Here is a 15,557-nt window from a genome sequence, read left to right on the forward strand (position 1 = left end):
TCCCTGAGGCGGCGGGGTTGATGGAATGGTAGTTGCAACCGATCGCCTGACCGAGTTCCGGGATGGCCGATTTGTGCCATTTTGGCAGGTTTCTGGGGTTTCATGGGGATTTGTGTGAAGCTCGAAACTTGCCATAATGAAAAGCTGGATTTGCTAGGGAGTTCGAGAACGCCGGTATGGTGGGAGTATTCAAGAACACTCGCATGGCCCGTGATTACTACCAAGTTCTGGGAGTGTCGCGCGACGCGTCTCAAGCGGATATTCAGAAGGCCTATCGCGAATTGGCCCGGAAATACCACCCCGATCTCAACCCCAAAGATAAAGACGCTAAAAAGAAGTTCCAGGAGGTGCAAGAGGCGTTCGAGGTGTTGAACGATCCCAAGAAGCGAGAGATGTATGATCGCTATGGGAGTTCGTTTCAAGGGGCGGGGCAGGAATGGGCCGGCAATGAGCGGGGAGGAACGGCGAATTTCACCTTCGACGACTGGAATGATTTGGCGAGATTCTTCGGGGGAGGCGAATACGCGGACGATATCGGCGTCGGTGGGCTGGGCGACATTTTCTCCAACCTCGGCCGCGCGCAGCAAAGCCGCACCGGATCACGTCGCACTAGGACCGGTTCAACTCGGGGAATCGATCTGTTTCAGGAGATCACCATTCCCTTCAAAACGGCCATCGAGGGCGGAGAAATTCCGCTTGTCATCGGGAGGCCGGACGGTCGCCGCGATTCGGTTGCAGTAAAGATTCCGGCGGGAATCGAGGACGGCAAACGTATTCGGTTGCGAGGGCAGGGCGCCACGGCCACGCCCGGCGGACCGCCCGGCGATTTATTCTTGACCGTCCACGTGACGCCGCACCCGCATTTCGAGCGAAAGGGAAAAGACCTGTACCTGAAGCTACCGATCACCATCCCCGAGGCCGTCTTGGGCGCCAAGGTCGACGTACCCACGCCGCACGGCACGATCAGCGTCAAGGTTCCGCCCGGAACGTCCACCGGAAAGCGCCTGCGCGTGCCCGGCCACGGGATTAGGACCAAGGATGGGGAGTCGGGAGATTTGTACGCGGAAATCCAGATCGTCTCCCCGGACCAGGTCGATGCCCTTACCGAAACCGAGCGGCTGGCGATTCAGGATTTGGGGAGGGGATACCGCCGCAGTCCCCGCGCTGATTTGCGATGGTGACGCGAGACACCCCGGGGCGTAAAGGCCGCGGTGAGCAGACCGAGGTGCAATCGAACGGCGTGCCCCGTCCGCCGGATCCGGGCGATCGAAGCTTCCCAAAGATCCTGAGACTCCGCAAACGCCGCGAATTCGATCGGGTCTTCGCAAGGAAGTGCTCCGCCTCGGGAAGCTGCCTGATTATTTACGCTTGCGAAAACCAATACGGCTTTCCTCGGCTCGGGCTTTCGGTATCGAGGAAGTGCGGTAAGAGCGTCGTCCGCAACCGTTGGAAGCGTCTTATGCGGGAGGTTTTTCGTTTGAATCGCGCCCGCATCCAGGCCGGGATCGATCTGGTGATGATCCCGCGTCGAGACGCCGAACCGGACTTCGCGACTATGGCGCGCGAATTTCCCGGACTTATCCGAAGGTTAAGCGACAGGCTGCGTCGAACGGCGGCATCAGCAACCCGCAAGGGCGGGGGCGAATGCGCTCAGCCATGATTTCGGCCGCGGCGAAACCTTGGTGCTCCATGAACGACGGGGCGGAATGAGGCGACAGACTGTGATTTCCGGCGTGGGACGCGTGGCTGTTTGGACGATAGCCGTGATGCTCACCGCGATTCTCTTCGCGGTGTGGCTGATGGACCGCGTGGCGGCCATACCCATTCTCGGGGCCATCAAGGCTTATCAAATCGCTTTGAGTCCGCTCGTGGGAAGGGCTTGTCGCTTTCACCCCACATGCTCCGCCTACACATACTCAGCCGTCAGCCGTTACGGAGTCCTGATCGGCTGCGCGCTAGGGGCGATTCGCATTGCCTGTTGCCAGCCGCTGTGCCGTGGCGGATTCGATCCACCCTAGACTCCGACGTCGCAAACACGCTTCTTTTCGCGCCATTCCGGCCCAACAGCGTTTCCCTCATCGGGATGCGGCAACGGCGGTTATCCCCAAGAGACTGTCGGCCACCCGGCGGTTTGCACGGCGGGCGCAGCGCACGGCCGTGAAGCTCCCCTCAGCCCGCCCACGTGCGCTCGACGAACGTGGTATCGGCCCGAGCCTCGGTAAAGACCGGGTGAGAGAGAATCTCCATGTGCAACGGTACCGTGGTCTTGATGCCTTCGATGCGCAGCTCGGATAAGGCGCGCTTCATGCAGGCGATCGCTTCCGAGCGCGTGCGTCGATGCACGATGAGCTTGCCGATCATGGAGTCGTAGTGAGGCGACACGACGTAGCCGGGATAGGCGTGGGAATCGAAACGCACACCCGGTCCCCCGGGCACGAACATGCGGTCGATGCGGCCGGCGGACGGCCGGAACTTGTTGGCCGGGTCCTCGGCGTTGATGCGGCATTCGATGGCGCAACCGCGGTGTTCGACATCCTCTTGCTTGAACGGCAAGGGTTCCCCCGCCGCAACACGGATCTGGGTTTGAATGAGATCGATTCCCGTGACCATTTCCGTGACGGGGTGCTCGACCTGGATGCGGGCGTTGACTTCGATGAAATAGAAGTTGAATTGCCGATCGACAAGAAACTCGACCGTACCCGCATTCGTGTAGTTTGCAGCTTTGAGGATTCGGACGGCCGAGTTGCAAATCGCCCGACGGACTTCATCCGGCAAGTTGGGGGCCGGACTTTCTTCGATCAACTTTTGATGACGGCGTTGGGTGGTGCAATCGCGCTCCCACAAATGGATCACGTTGCCGAAGTGGTCGGCGATCGCTTGAACCTCGACGTGACGCGGATGCTCGACGTACTTTTCCAGGTACACGGCCCCGTTTCCGAACGCGGCTTCGGCCTCTTGCTGGGCCTGTTGCAGCGCGGATTTGAGGGCGTTCTCGCTGACGGCAATTCGCATTCCCTTGCCGCCGCCGCCCGCCGCCGCCTTGATCAGCACCGGATAGCCGATGTCTTTGGCGACTCGCAGCGCCTCCGTCTCGCTTTCGATCGCGCCGTCGCTGCCGGGAACGATGGGGACGCCGGCTTCCCTCGCCAACGCTCGGGCGCGGTTCTTGTCGCCGAGCATGGACATCGCCTCGTGCGGCGGGCCGATGAACTCGATTTGGCAACTACGGCAAACCTCCGCGAAATGAGCGTTTTCGGCCAAGAACCCGTAGCCGGGGTGGATCGCCTGAGCATTCCCGACTTCCGCGGCGCTGATCACGCGGTCGAAACGCAGATAGCTGTCGGCAGCTTTGGCCGGCCCGATACAGTACGCCTCGTCCGCAAGCTCCAAATAGGCCGCGCCCCGGTCCGCCTCGCTGTACACCACGACCGTCTCGATGCCCATCTCACGACAGGCACGAATGATCCGCAGGGCGATTTCTCCGCGATTGGCAATCAGTATGCGCTTGAACATGCCGGCTCACGCTGAACCCGTCGAGGCTGAAAAAACAACGCCGCCCGCTTGATCTCCGTAAAACACTCCGGGAAACGCGATGGGCTAAACGGCCGGATCCACTTTGAACAAGGGCTGCCCGTATTCCACCGGCTCTCCGTTCTCGACCAGCACGGCCACGATCTTTCCCGAGACCTCCGCCGGCAGCTCGTTGAAGACCTTCATCGCCTCGACGATGCCGACCACCGTCTCGGGGCCGACGTGGTCGCCGACCTTGACGTAAGGCGGCGAATCGGGGTCCGGCGCCGAATAGAAGGTTCCCACCATCGGGCTGCGGATCAGAAGGAGATTATCGGCGTGGGCGGCGGGGGAAGGTTCGGGCTTCTTCTCGTCCTCTTCCCGCCGCACGGCGGGCGCAGCCGCCGTCGCTTCGCCGGCCGGAGCGATCGGCGAAGAAACCGGGAAAACGAACGGCATGGGGACACTTTGCGGAACACCGACGGCCGAACTCGGTTGCCGTCCCTTGCGCAAGCGGATTCGCACATCGCCGTCGCGCAAGTCGATTTCCGCCAACTCGTGGCGTTCCATCAATTCGACCAGCTTGCGGACACGGCGTACGTCGAAAACGTCTTGACCGCCGGATTGCGGGCGACCGATAGGTTCTTCAGTTGGCTCGGAGTGCATGATTCGGCAATTGCGGCGAGAGTGTCAAAGAGTATCAAAGCGTTCCGAACGACGGGATCGAATCGTCCTGCCGAGATCCCCATCAAGGGCTTATGTAGATGTCTTCCAATGACTTTGGAGTGGAGGTGAGCACTTCCCTCCCGGAGCGGGTTACGAGGACGTCATCCTCGATTCTTATTCCGCCCCAACCCGGAAGGTAAACGCCCGGTTCGACGGTCACGACCATCCCCGGCTTCAAAACGGTTTTGGACTTTGCCGATAGGCTTGGGGCCTCGTGGATTTCCAAGCCGACACCATGCCCCAAGCCGTGACCGAATGCCCGACCAAAGCCCCCCTCTTCGATCACCTTGCGTGCCGCAGCATCGACCTCGGCCGCCGTCACCCCCGGGCCGATCGCCGCGATCCCGGCTTCCTGAGCGCGCAACACAAGCTCGTACAGCCGCTCAAATTTGGGACCGATTTTACCGGTCACCAAAACCCGGGTCAAGTCGCTCTTGTACCAGCCCTCGTCCGCGCCCCAGTCGATTAAGAGGATGGGATGTTCCTCCACGCGGCTGCGTCCCGGGATGGCATGCGGCAACGCCGCGCGCGGGCCGACGGCGACGATCGTGGGAAACGCCGCGCAGCGTGCGCCGAGGAGCCGCATCTGGTGCTCCAGGAGATCCGCGATCTGTTTTTCGTCGTGATCGGGACGCAGGCCAGCGCGAACCGCCGAAAAAGCGCGCATCGCCTGGCCGGCGGCTTTGCGAATCCTTGCAATTTCCTCGGGGTCCTTTACGATTCGCAGCTCTTCCACCCAATGCGTCGTGGAGACCCACTCCACGTTGCCGGACTCATTCCCCAACGCCTCGCGAGCTTCGACCGTCAAGTGGGCGGCCTCGAAACCCACGCGGGAGAGCTTGGCGCGGCGGACGGCTCGCGCCGCGGCCTTCACGATGCCGACGCCGCCGGGACGGATGATGACCTCCAGCCCCGGACACTCTTCGGCGATCTGCAATGTGAAGCGCGAGTCGCTGATCAAGACCTCGCCGTCGTGCCACAACAGCAGAAACGAGTCCTCACCGCTAAACCCGGTGAGGTAGGTCACGTTCTGAGGCTTGGTTATCAGGAAACCGGCCAAGGAGTTCTTTTTCAGCACGCGCCGAAGACGATCTCGCCGTAGCTGAAAGTATTCGTTGGGATTTTTCATATTGGACCTATTCGCGGACTCGGAACGGCTGCGGGCGACGTGCCCATGCTGTTAGCATACGTCACACGGAAGTTTCGGGGGAGGCATGCCCCTCCGCAGCCTCAGTTCAGGAGCCGACCGCACTGGCTTTCAGAGGGGGGTTGCGGGGTTTCTTTCCACGACTTCGCAATGCCGATATAATCGCCCGGAGATATTGAGAATGATGCAAAGCCTTCCAGATCGGAGCATCGGGAGACCGCTGTACCTTTGGAGGCCATGTTTGGGGCGGTCAGCGTAAAGCCGGCAACCCAGCCGTTCAACAGGCTGTCACTCGGGCGCCGGTTTGGGGACGCGACGGCCGGGACGAGTTCGTGAGCACGTTGCGGAGAGAAACTATCCGGCGTTTTGCGGGAAGGCGCCGCGCCGAACATGTACGGCTGATGACGGGACGATGATTCAATTAGGCGTCAATATCGACCACGTGGCGACGCTCCGGCAGGCAAGACGGACCTACGAGCCTGATCCCGTAGCGGCGGCCGTACTTGCTGAATTGGGGGGAGCGGACGGCATTACACTCCATTTGCGCGAGGATCGGCGGCATATTCAGGATCGTGATTTGCGAATCCTTCGAGAGACTACCGCCGTCAAGCTGAATCTGGAGATGGCGTGTGCTTCGGAAGTTCTTCGGATCGCGCTGGAGGTCAAACCGGACCAGGCCACGCTCGTCCCGGAAAAACGAGAAGAGATCACCACCGAGGGCGGGTTGGACGTGGCGGCACAGAAGGAGCGCGTCCGCGAAGTTGTGAGCAAGCTGCGGGAGGCCGGTATCCAGGTGAGTTTGTTCATCGACGCGCAGCCGCATCAGATCGAAGCCGCCGCCGAGCTGGGCGTCGAGGCCGTCGAGTTGCATACCGGCGGATACGCCAACGCCAAGGGCCGTGCCGCGGAACAAGAGTTGGCCGTCCTGCGGTCGGCTTCGGCTTTGGTTCACGAACGCGGCTTGGTCTTGCATGCGGGGCACGGTTTGACCTATCGCAATGTGCAGCCGGTGGCGGCGATTCCGCATATGCACGAGTTAAATATCGGGCACAGCATTGTCGCTCGGGCCGTCTTGGTGGGTATGACCCAAGCCGTGCGGGAAATGAAGCAATTGATGGTGTCCGCCGCAATCGCTTCTCCGGCGGCCGCGACGTGACGAACTAGGGTGCGGCCGTGTCCACCGCCGGTGCGGGTGTTCGTCGGCCTTGCCCATCCCACTTTGATTCCATCCTCATTCCAGCCCGTCTGACGAGAGACGTATGGCCACACGCGCAGAACAATTCGCCGGTCTTTCAGTCGCCATGGTCACCCCCTTCCGCGATGGAAAGGTGGACTATGCCTTGTTGGAGGAGCACGTGGAGTTCCAGGTCCAAGCCGGCACTACCTGCTTGTGTCCCGTGGGAACGACCGGCGAATCCCCGACCCTTTCGCATCCCGAGCATCGCGAGGTCATTGCCGCGGTAATCAAGGCTGCCGCCGGACGCGTCAAAGTCATGCCGGGTACCGGCTCCAACAGCACCCAAGAGGCCTTGGAGCTGACCCGCTGGGCGGCCCAGGTCGGGGCCGATGCCGCCCTCGTCGTTGCGCCCTACTATAACAAGCCCACCCAGGAGGGTTTCTACCGGCATTTCAAAGTCTTGGCCGAGGCGGTGGATATCCCCATTTGCATCTACAACATCCCCGGACGGACTGGGAAGAATATCGAGCCGGAAACAATCCTTCGCCTGGCTGAAATCCCGAATATTGCCATGGTCAAGGAGGCTACCGGTTCCTTGGACCAGGTGTCGCAAATCACTTGCGGCAGCGATTTGACCGTGCTGAGCGGAGACGATAGTCTGACCTTGCCCATTCTTTCGGTCGGCGGTCGCGGGGTGATTTCCGTGATTGGGAATATCGTTCCGCGAGAAATGATGCAACTCGTCGCGGCCTGGGACCGCGGGGATATCCCGACGGCTCAGGCTCTTCACAAGAAGCTTTTCCCCCTAGCGCGGGACATGTTGGGCTTGGCGACCAACCCGATTCCCATCAAGGCCGCCATGCGGCTCTTGGGACGCGATACGGGTGAATTGCGGCTGCCCATGACGCCGCTCTCGCAGGAAGAGGAGGAATGTTTGCGGCGGACCTTGCGGACGTTCGGGCTGCTGAATTAGCGGCAGGAAGCGTTCCCGTGTGCGAACGGGCGTGCGACCGGGGATTTCGCGTCGGCATAGCGCAAGAACGCCTGAATGAGCCTGAGTCCCACGGGGGTCAGAATCGACTCGGGGTGGAATTGCCAGCCGACGACGTCCCAGCGCCGATGGCAAATGGCCATCACGGTCCCGTCGTCGGTCCAGGCAAGGGGGATGATGTCGTCCGGCAATGAGTCCGGTGCGACGCACAGCGAATGGTATCTTCCCGCCTGGAACGGATTCGGCAATCGGGCGAAACACGGGTGCGGCACGTATCGGATCCACGTCCCGCGGCCGTGACACGGGTCATTCGATTCGACAACCTGGGCGCCGAATGCCTCGGCGATGATCTGATGCCCGAGACAAACGCCCAGCATCGGGACTTTCCCCGCCAGCCGGTGAACCAGGGCGAGGCTGTTCGGTTCATCGGCGGGACGGCGCGGGCCGGGTGAAAGAATGACCGCCCGAAAGCCCTCTTCCAGTACCCAGCCAGACTCCAAGGCATAACTCCGGCGGATGGTCACATCGCAGCCGACAAGCTGGAAGTAGCGGGCCAAATTATGGACGAAACTGTCCTGATGGTCCACCAGCAAGACACGCGGCCTCTTTCGGCCGTCGGTAACCGCGACGCGGCCGGCACTGAGCCCATCAAACGGGACGGGGTGTTCTTCGAAGGCTTGGGGCCTTTTGTCCGGCGTGCGACCCGTACGTGTGGGCCGAAGCGTCATGCCGTCTTTTCCGCCTCCTGCTTTTCGCGCCGCTTGATGAGGGTGACCTCGTTGCCTTGCGGGTTGAAATGCACTTCGTCCATGAACGTGCGCATTAAGGAGAACCCGCGATGTTCCTCCAATTCGGGCGGGGCACCGGTTGTCGCGGCGTACCTCGCCACATCGAAACCGGGACCGTCGTCGCGGACGACAAATCTCGCTTGCCGACGGTCGATTTCCACGTGGACATAGATCTTGCGGTCGCGGAACTCCGGCTGGGCCCGTCTTTGATCGACCAGGCTGACCTCGTCCTCCCCCAGCAGTCGATCTGAAACGGCGGCGATTTCATCCCGCGTAATTTGAAGATTGCCGTGGAACAACGCATTCAGGACGGCTTCCTTCAGCGAAACCCCCATCTGTAACCGGCCGGCAAAGTCGGTGAATTGCATTCCCGCCAATGTCTGCTGCACCAACGAAACCAAAGGCTGGATCAATTCCGGCTCGTTTTCCAGCACGAAATCAAACTCAATGCGTTCCAATCGTTGCAAAAGCCTTTCGCGCTCTTGATTTTGCTCCGCGATACGGAGAATGCTGTCGGCCGTTTCCGGCAACCGGGCCGCCAGTTGAGATTTGGGGACGTAGCTGGCGGCGCCGAGTTCCAAGGCCTCCAGCGCCAAGGTATCGGTCCCATATGCCGTCATCAGAATGACCGGTACCTCGGAGTAGTGCTGCCGCACGGCGCGGACCAGCTCGAGTCCGTCCATTTCGGGCATCGTCAAATCGGTGACTACGAGATCCGGCAATACCAGCTTCATCTTTGCCAGCGCTTCGGTGCCGGTTGCCGCGTACTCGATCTTCCAAGGGAACCGGTGTTCCAGCAATGTTCCCACCAGCTTCCGATCAACCGGCGAGTCATCCACCACCAGGATCGTAGTCATGGCATCTTTCCTCCTATGATCGACCGACAGCTTTTATAGCCCAAGCGGTCCGCGGTTTCCAGTGCCGCAGGGAACTCTTGTTCGATGCCAGGATTTCCGTGGGCCGCCGGATCGGCGGTCTCGGCGCGCTGAGCCTTGGAGCGTCTCGGAGATCGCAGCGTGAGCTGTTCAGCGACTGTCCGTGGTTTGCAGAGAGTAACCGATGGTTAGCGGCTCCTCGATTCCTTCTTTCTCTTTCTCGACCGGTGCCGCTGCCTCCGCTACGTCGCAAGAGTCCTCTTGCGAGTCGTCGGCGACGGCGTATTCATCACTCTCCCGCGGTATCGGCACGAACCAGGAATAGATCAGATACAACGTCGGCACCAAGAACAGCACCAGGATCGTGGAAAACGCCAGACCGAAGGAAAGCGTGACCGCCATGGGAATCAAAAACTGCGCTTGCACGGATTTTTCGAACGTGATGGGAGCCAGTCCGCCGATGGTGGTCAGCGACGTCAACAACACCGGTCGCAACCGGCGTCTGCCGGACTCCAAGAGCGCCATCTTGATGGGCATGCCGCCGCGGACTCGGGAATTGATGAAGTCTATGAGCACGATCGAATCGTTGACCAAGACCCCCGTCAATGCCACCAGTGCAAAGATCGACATCAGCGTCAAAGGCATCCCCATGATGAGGTGCCCGATGATGGCGCCGACCAAGCCGAATGGGATGATCGCCATGATCATGAGAGGCTGGAAATACGACCGGAATTGGAAGGTCAGCAGGGCGAAGATTCCGATCAGGGAAATCAGCAGCCCGCGAATCATGGCCGTTACCGATTCGTTGGTCTGTTCCTGCGCGCCCTCCCAGCGGATCTGGATGTCGGCGAATTTAGGGTCGGACAGGAGTTGAGGCAGGAAATCCGTCTTGAACTCTTGTACGACCTGCTGGGCGTGGGTACGATTCTCGTCAACATCGGCGGTGATGCTGATGGACCGTAATTGATCCAGTCGGTGGATCTGCGAATAACCGCGTTCCACGCGGACGTCGGCCAGCTCGCGAATGGGGCGCTCGACTCCATCGACGCGAACGCGCATTTCGCCGAATTGCGCCAACGATCGGCGCTCTTGCTCCGGATACCGTACCATCAATTTGACTTCGTGTCGTCCGCGTTGCAGCCGCATCGCTTCTTCGCCGTAATAGGCCGCCCGGACCGCGCCCGCCAGATCCGTCAGGGAAACCCCCAGGGCCTTTCCCGTCTCCAAAGTCTTGATTTGGAACTCCCACTTGCCCGGGCGGGAGTCGTCCTGAATATCGAAAACACCGTCGTACTCGGCCAATTTCTGCTTGCAGCGTTCGACGACTTCTTCCAAGGCGGCCATCTTCGCGGGAGGGGCCAGCAGGCGGAACTCGATCGGCGATCCGCCGGGGCCCATCGCCGCTCCGGCGAAGGTCACGCTTTCCGCTCCGGGGAAATGCCGTCCCAATTCATTGGCCTTTTGACGCCACATGTTGACGAGTGCCAGGCTGTCGATCGCCCGCTCCGTCACATCTACCAATTGCACTTGAACCTTGCCGGAGTGGCTTCCCGTCGGAAGTTCATTCCCCACACGTAAGGCGCTCACCGTCACGTCGCCGACCAAGCGATAAGTCGTTTGGATCAAACCCTTGGGGTGCTCGGGGTGGTTCCGGATATACTCATCGTTGATCTGCCGCATCGCTTCCTCGATGACTTGCGTGGCGTGATCGGTCACGATTTCCGGCGTTCCGGCTGGGAAATAAACGGACGCCTCGATGAGGTTGGCATCGGTTTTCGGAAAGGTCACGAAGGGAATGATCCCGGAAACGACCAGACCGAGCGAGGTGACGAGGAAGGCTATCGCGCCGCTGACGGCAACCACGGGGAAACGAAGGACCGCGCCCAGGAAGGGCGTATAGACGTGGTCGATCACCCAGCGCAAGGCGGTGTCCGCCCGATCGTTGACCGCATTGGTGAATCTCTCGATGAGGGGCAGGTAGGTTGCCGCCACGGTCAGAAAGAGCAGTACGGCCGATACGATCCAAATTTGCAAGGAGATTCCGTAGGGCAGAGGGGCGCCGAGAAGCAAGGCCAAGCCGCCCAGCAGCAGCCCGACGGCCGCCACCCTCCAAATCAGCGTACCCAAGCGACGCATACGGGCGGTGCCGTTCCCTGCGGCATCATCCTCGCGATACTCTTGTGCACCGCGGCCGTCACCCCCGTTGCTGCGATGCCGTTCGTTCGCCGAACCGTGTGCCAGGTGGCAGGGCAGGATGAAAAGGGCCTCGACCAACGAAACGAGCAGGGCCGATACGACTCCGAAGGGCAAGAGCCAGATGAACTTTCCCATGATGCCGGGTACGAAGAACAAGGGGCTGAAGGCGATGACGGTCGTCATAACGGCGGCAAAAATGGAGGGGAGGACCTCATACGTTCCGTCGACCGCGGCTTGGATCAATCCTTTACCCATGTTGCGGTGCACGTAGACGTTCTCGCCGATCACAATGGCGTCATCGACCAACATTCCCAGCGCCATCAGGAACGCGAACATCGACATCATGTTCAACGTTTGGTCCGTGCCGACGAAAACGATGCAAGTGCCCAGCAGCGAAATGGGAATACCCAAGGCCACCCAGAAGGCCAGGTGCAGTTCCAAAAAGATAGCCAGCAGGATGAAAACGATGAGAAGCCCCTGTAAGCCGTTCTTGGCGAGGAGGTTCAAACGGTCGCGGACGTAAACGGAGACGTCGTCCCAAGTCGTCAGCTCGTAGCCGGGCGGCAGCTTCTTCGCGGCCAAGTACTCTCGTACGTCTTTGGTGGTGCGCAACAAGTCCTCGGTCGAGGTGCTGGTCACCACGATGGCGATCCCCGGGCGTCCGTTGATGCGGCTGATGGCCGAAGCATCCGAAAAACCGTCCACCACCTGGGCGACTTCGCCGACCGTGAGCACGGTCCCGTCCGGCCGAGTAATCAGCGGCAGCGCCGCGATCTCTTTGCCGGTTAATCCTTTATTTTTCCCCCGCAGCAATACCTCTTGCGAGTCGCCGCGAAGCGTGCCGCCCGGCAACTCGACGTTCTCGCGGCGAATGATCTGGGCAACCTCTTGCAAAGTCAGCCCGTATTTCCGGAGCGTTCCTTCGGAAATCTCCACGGAAATTTCGTACGGACGCACCCCCATCAGATCGGCCTGATTGACGTTCGGCAAGGCGATCAATTCATCGCGGATTTGCTCGGCCAATTCGCGAAGGGCGATTTCCGATTGCAGATCCTGTTCCGCCGGGCCGATCAAGCCGATCGTGATGGCCGCGCGACGGATCGTGATCTGCTTGATTTCCGGGTCCTCGGCCAGGAGGGGGAAGCTGGGGATGCGGTCCACCTCGGCACGCACCTCGTTCAAAACCCGCTGAGGGTCCCGAACGCTGGAATAGAGTTCCAGGATCACGGAGCCCATGCCTTCCCGCGCCACGGCGTTGATCTTCTTGATTCCCGCGACGGATCGCACCGCCTCTTCGATCTTCTGACAAATACCCTCCTCGACTTCGGTGGGACTGGCGCCGGGATAAGGCACCGAAATCAGAATGATGTCGAGGCTGAAATCCGGAAAGACTTCGCGGCGTAAATTCAGCAGCGAATACGTGCCCACGACGAGAATCGCCGCCAGCAGCGTATTCATGGCGGGCGTGTTGCGAATCGACCAGGAAAGGAGCGACTTCATGGGATCAATTGTTCCTGAACAGGGACTCCCTCGCCCGTCCGAGCGATCGGCGTGTTTTCCAAGAAGGGGGTGGGGGAGACGGCCACACGGTCGCCGGCCCTCAAAATCTCGGTGGAAGCCAGGACCATCGCTTCGTCGCCCAAGGTTTGAATAACCTCGACGGGAACCAAACGCAGGCGGCCGTCGCGGACGCGGGCAACTTTGCCCCCCGGTTGGACGCCGCGTGCCGGCAAACGCAAGATGCTTTGCTCGGGAGAGACGTGTATTCGGATCGAGACATACATCCCGCGCAACAAAGCCGGGGGTGCCCGATCCGGAACGGCACTCGCCGCACGGCGCTCGGCGGCCGCGCTAGCCAACATCCTGACCGACGTGGGATTGTCGACCATGACGCGACAGGGGACCATCCGCGTCTGCTCATCCAGACCCAGCCCCTCATAGCCGTCGAGGATACCCGACCAGGCATATTGCAAACCGTTCGATTCATAGACTACCGTCGCGGGCACCTTGGGTACGGCGTAGGCCGTGGTTTGCACATCCGCGGCGGCGTCGCCGTTTCGCCGCAGCACGGCCCACAACCAAGCCAACTGGTCCACTCTCAGGCTGCACTTGACCTGTGCCTTCGACGTATCCTCGAATACCAGAACGGTGCTACCTTTGCGGACGTAACTATCGGCTTCCACGAGGTCCTGTACGACGACGCCGTCGGCGGGGGCGCGAATATCCGTGCGCGCCAGGTCCAACTCCGCCTTTTGCAATAGCACGACGGCCTGATCGCGGGCCGAAGCCAATCGTTGTCGTGTTGCCTGTTTCAGACGGAGCTGGTTCTCCAGGTTCATCAGGGCCGATTGAGCGGTAATGTAATTGCGTTTGGCCGCGTCCAATTCGGCCTGAGTCATTGCGTTGCTGCCGAACAAGGTCTCCGCACGTTGATAATCCCGTGCCGCGATTTGAAGTTCGCTTTGCGACAGCTCGATCAGTCGGCTGGTGTTTTCGATTTCGACGTCCAACTCTTGGACTGAGTTCTCGGCCTGCTTGAACTGCTCCTTCAATCGCTCCACTTCGATCTCGAAATCGCGTTTCTCGATCGATAGCAGGAGCGTGCCCTGCTTAACGTAGGTGCCGGCCTTGCACTCCGGCGCCTTGAAAACGACGCGGCCGTCCACCTCCGCCGCCACCTGGATTTCGCGATACGGGACCACGATTCCGTCGCCGGAAATCTCCAGGCCCGCCTCGTGCGGCTTCACCACCGCTACTTCCACGGCGGGTAGGGTTGCGGGCGGTTCCTCGCGGGCCGGCGGCTGCCGCAAGCTTTTCAGCAACAAGAACCCCGCGACTCCTAATATCAGAATCAGCGGCGGAGCTCCGTATTGGATCAGCGTTTCCCAAAGGGCCGATCTGTAGACGGTAGCACTGGCCATAAGCCAAAGTCTCGCGGTAAGAAAATGTTGAAAGCCGACCAACGAGTAGCTACTTGCAAGTTCGGCGGGACGCCTGCGATCTTGTTCGGATGAACGCCGCCACGGCCGAATCGCCAAAAATCCCCGAGGACGGCGCCGTGATCTCAGTCCGTCTTCGCACTTTGCCCCAGTGCCGGCTCCTTCTCGCATTCAGGGCAATCCGATTCGCCCGTGCGCCAGCGGTCCACAAACGAGGGCGTCAAACCCAAGGCCGAAAACACGAATTCGGTGATGTGTCGAACGATGTGTTCGACGGTGAACTGCGGCCGGAGCGTCTCGGGGATGATCTTTTCCAGCAGCCGCCCCGCCGCGCGATAGTGCGTACACTGACCGACGATACTCAGAGCGATCTGGTACTTGCGGTGTTCCGGGACTTGCTCCGGCAAAAGCCTTTCCAGAATACGGAGAAGCGTACGAAAATTGCTCAATACGTGTTTATGAAAAAACGCTTCACAAGCGGGGGTCGGATCCAGCATTTCGCGCATGATGAGCTTGATCTTCCACGACGGCGTATCTTGCCCGATCATATGCTCCAACATGAGCCGAATGTAGTCCGCCAAGAGCCGCTTGGGATCGCATTCATTCGGAGGAGGCTCTTGCCTATCGAAGACCGCCTCTGCGCGAAACAGCGGCGCGGCGGCCTTCACCGCTTCGACGTACAGAGCCTCTTTTCCGCCAAAGTAGTAATTGATCGCAGCGACGTTCACCCCGGCGCGATCGCAGATTTCGCGCGCGCTTGCCCCATCAAAGCCGCGCTCCGCGAACAGTTCCCCCGCCGCCAGCAAGAGACGACCTCGCGTATCTTCCACAATCGCCTCCTTTGGCCTGAAATGGGGCAAATGAATGATTAAAACGATTGTATAAAACAACTGCTTGCGTGGCAAGTTTTTTTACAATGTCTGCTCGAATTGCTGGAAGAACGGTCCCCAGTGGGGAGAGGTGGCGGGTAACGGCGCGCGATCAAACCCCCTATCCCGCGTTCGCTTGATTCCATACACCCGATTTGTGCCTGAAGTGCCACGCTGTATCCGATTTGGTGCCTGAAAGGCCGCGCTTCGTCGTGGCCGAGGCTTTGAATGGGGCAAGATGCTGCCCAACAGCGCGACGCGACGGAGCGACTCCCTCAATAGACTGGGCGACCGACTTGACGCACGCTCGGCTCGGCTGATTTTCAGAGCCGGCGAGCA

The 15,557-nt window shown here is 60.5% G+C and carries 13 protein-coding genes; 5 read left to right on the forward strand and 8 right to left on the reverse strand.

Annotated features, from left to right (window positions below):
• Positions 1-176 precede the first annotated feature (176 nt).
• The 3 genes from ACZ5B4_RS02330 to yidD are packed head-to-tail and all read left to right on the forward strand — an operon-like array spanning position 177 to position 2,018.
• The gene (locus tag ACZ5B4_RS02330) at positions 177-1,181 is read left to right on the forward strand and encodes a DnaJ C-terminal domain-containing protein (RefSeq protein WP_464912833.1); all 1,005 of its coding nucleotides are present in this window, start codon (positions 177-179) and stop codon (positions 1,179-1,181) included.
• On the forward strand, positions 1,175-1,660 hold the full coding sequence (rnpA, locus tag ACZ5B4_RS02335; RefSeq protein ID WP_464912834.1) for a ribonuclease P protein component: 486 nt from the start codon (positions 1,175-1,177) through the stop codon (positions 1,658-1,660). The genes ACZ5B4_RS02330 and rnpA overlap by 7 nt, the downstream gene beginning before the upstream one ends.
• A gap of 46 nt (positions 1,661-1,706) precedes the next feature.
• Positions 1,707-2,018 (forward strand): membrane protein insertion efficiency factor YidD, encoded by a 312-nt coding sequence (gene yidD / locus ACZ5B4_RS02340; protein ID WP_464912835.1) that lies wholly within the window; start codon positions 1,707-1,709, stop codon positions 2,016-2,018.
• Between the two features lie 151 nt (positions 2,019-2,169).
• Here yidD and accC read toward each other — a convergent pair whose 3' ends face one another.
• The 3 genes from accC to ACZ5B4_RS02355 form a co-directional block, all read right to left on the reverse strand.
• Positions 2,170-3,513 (reverse strand): acetyl-CoA carboxylase biotin carboxylase subunit, encoded by a 1,344-nt coding sequence (gene accC / locus ACZ5B4_RS02345; RefSeq protein ID WP_464912836.1) that lies wholly within the window; start codon positions 3,511-3,513, stop codon positions 2,170-2,172.
• 84 nt (positions 3,514-3,597) lie between these two features.
• Positions 3,598-4,176: an acetyl-CoA carboxylase biotin carboxyl carrier protein gene (gene accB, locus ACZ5B4_RS02350; RefSeq protein WP_464912837.1), complete on the reverse strand. Its 579-nt coding sequence runs from the start codon at positions 4,174-4,176 to the stop codon at positions 3,598-3,600.
• An 82-nt stretch (positions 4,177-4,258) separates the two neighbouring features.
• Entirely contained in the window at positions 4,259-5,365 is a 1,107-nt protein-coding gene (locus ACZ5B4_RS02355) for a M24 family metallopeptidase (RefSeq protein ID WP_464912838.1), read from the reverse strand.
• A gap of 430 nt (positions 5,366-5,795) precedes the next feature.
• Between ACZ5B4_RS02355 and ACZ5B4_RS02360 the strand changes: the two genes are divergently transcribed.
• Together ACZ5B4_RS02360 and dapA are read left to right on the forward strand one after the other, a co-directional pair.
• Complete coding sequence (locus tag ACZ5B4_RS02360) at positions 5,796-6,539, forward strand: pyridoxine 5'-phosphate synthase (RefSeq protein ID WP_464912839.1); 744 nt, start codon at positions 5,796-5,798, stop codon at positions 6,537-6,539.
• 103 nt (positions 6,540-6,642) lie between these two features.
• Positions 6,643-7,533 (forward strand): 4-hydroxy-tetrahydrodipicolinate synthase, encoded by an 891-nt coding sequence (dapA, locus tag ACZ5B4_RS02365; RefSeq protein ID WP_464912840.1) that lies wholly within the window; start codon positions 6,643-6,645, stop codon positions 7,531-7,533.
• Here the strand turns inward: dapA and ACZ5B4_RS02370 are convergent.
• From ACZ5B4_RS02370 to ACZ5B4_RS02390, 5 genes are all read right to left on the reverse strand, one after another.
• The gene (locus ACZ5B4_RS02370) at positions 7,530-8,279 is read right to left on the reverse strand and encodes an anthranilate synthase component II (protein WP_464912841.1); all 750 of its coding nucleotides are present in this window, start codon (positions 8,277-8,279) and stop codon (positions 7,530-7,532) included. The two genes, dapA and ACZ5B4_RS02370, sit on opposite strands and share 4 nt — an antisense overlap.
• Positions 8,276-9,196 (reverse strand): response regulator, encoded by a 921-nt coding sequence (locus ACZ5B4_RS02375; protein WP_464912842.1) that lies wholly within the window; start codon positions 9,194-9,196, stop codon positions 8,276-8,278. The genes ACZ5B4_RS02370 and ACZ5B4_RS02375 overlap by 4 nt, the downstream gene beginning before the upstream one ends.
• A 168-nt stretch (positions 9,197-9,364) precedes the next feature.
• Positions 9,365-12,910 (reverse strand): efflux RND transporter permease subunit, encoded by a 3,546-nt coding sequence (locus ACZ5B4_RS02380; protein WP_464912843.1) that lies wholly within the window; start codon positions 12,908-12,910, stop codon positions 9,365-9,367.
• Entirely contained in the window at positions 12,907-14,331 is a 1,425-nt protein-coding gene (locus tag ACZ5B4_RS02385; protein WP_464912844.1) for an efflux RND transporter periplasmic adaptor subunit, read from the reverse strand. Before ACZ5B4_RS02385 ends, ACZ5B4_RS02380 begins: the two co-directional genes overlap by 4 nt.
• A 143-nt stretch (positions 14,332-14,474) precedes the next feature.
• Positions 14,475-15,179, reverse strand: a complete 705-nt coding sequence (locus ACZ5B4_RS02390) for a TetR/AcrR family transcriptional regulator (RefSeq protein WP_464912845.1) — start codon at positions 15,177-15,179, stop codon at positions 14,475-14,477.
• Positions 15,180-15,557 lie beyond the last annotated feature (378 nt).

It is taken from the genome of Thermogutta hypogea (assembly GCF_055386265.1).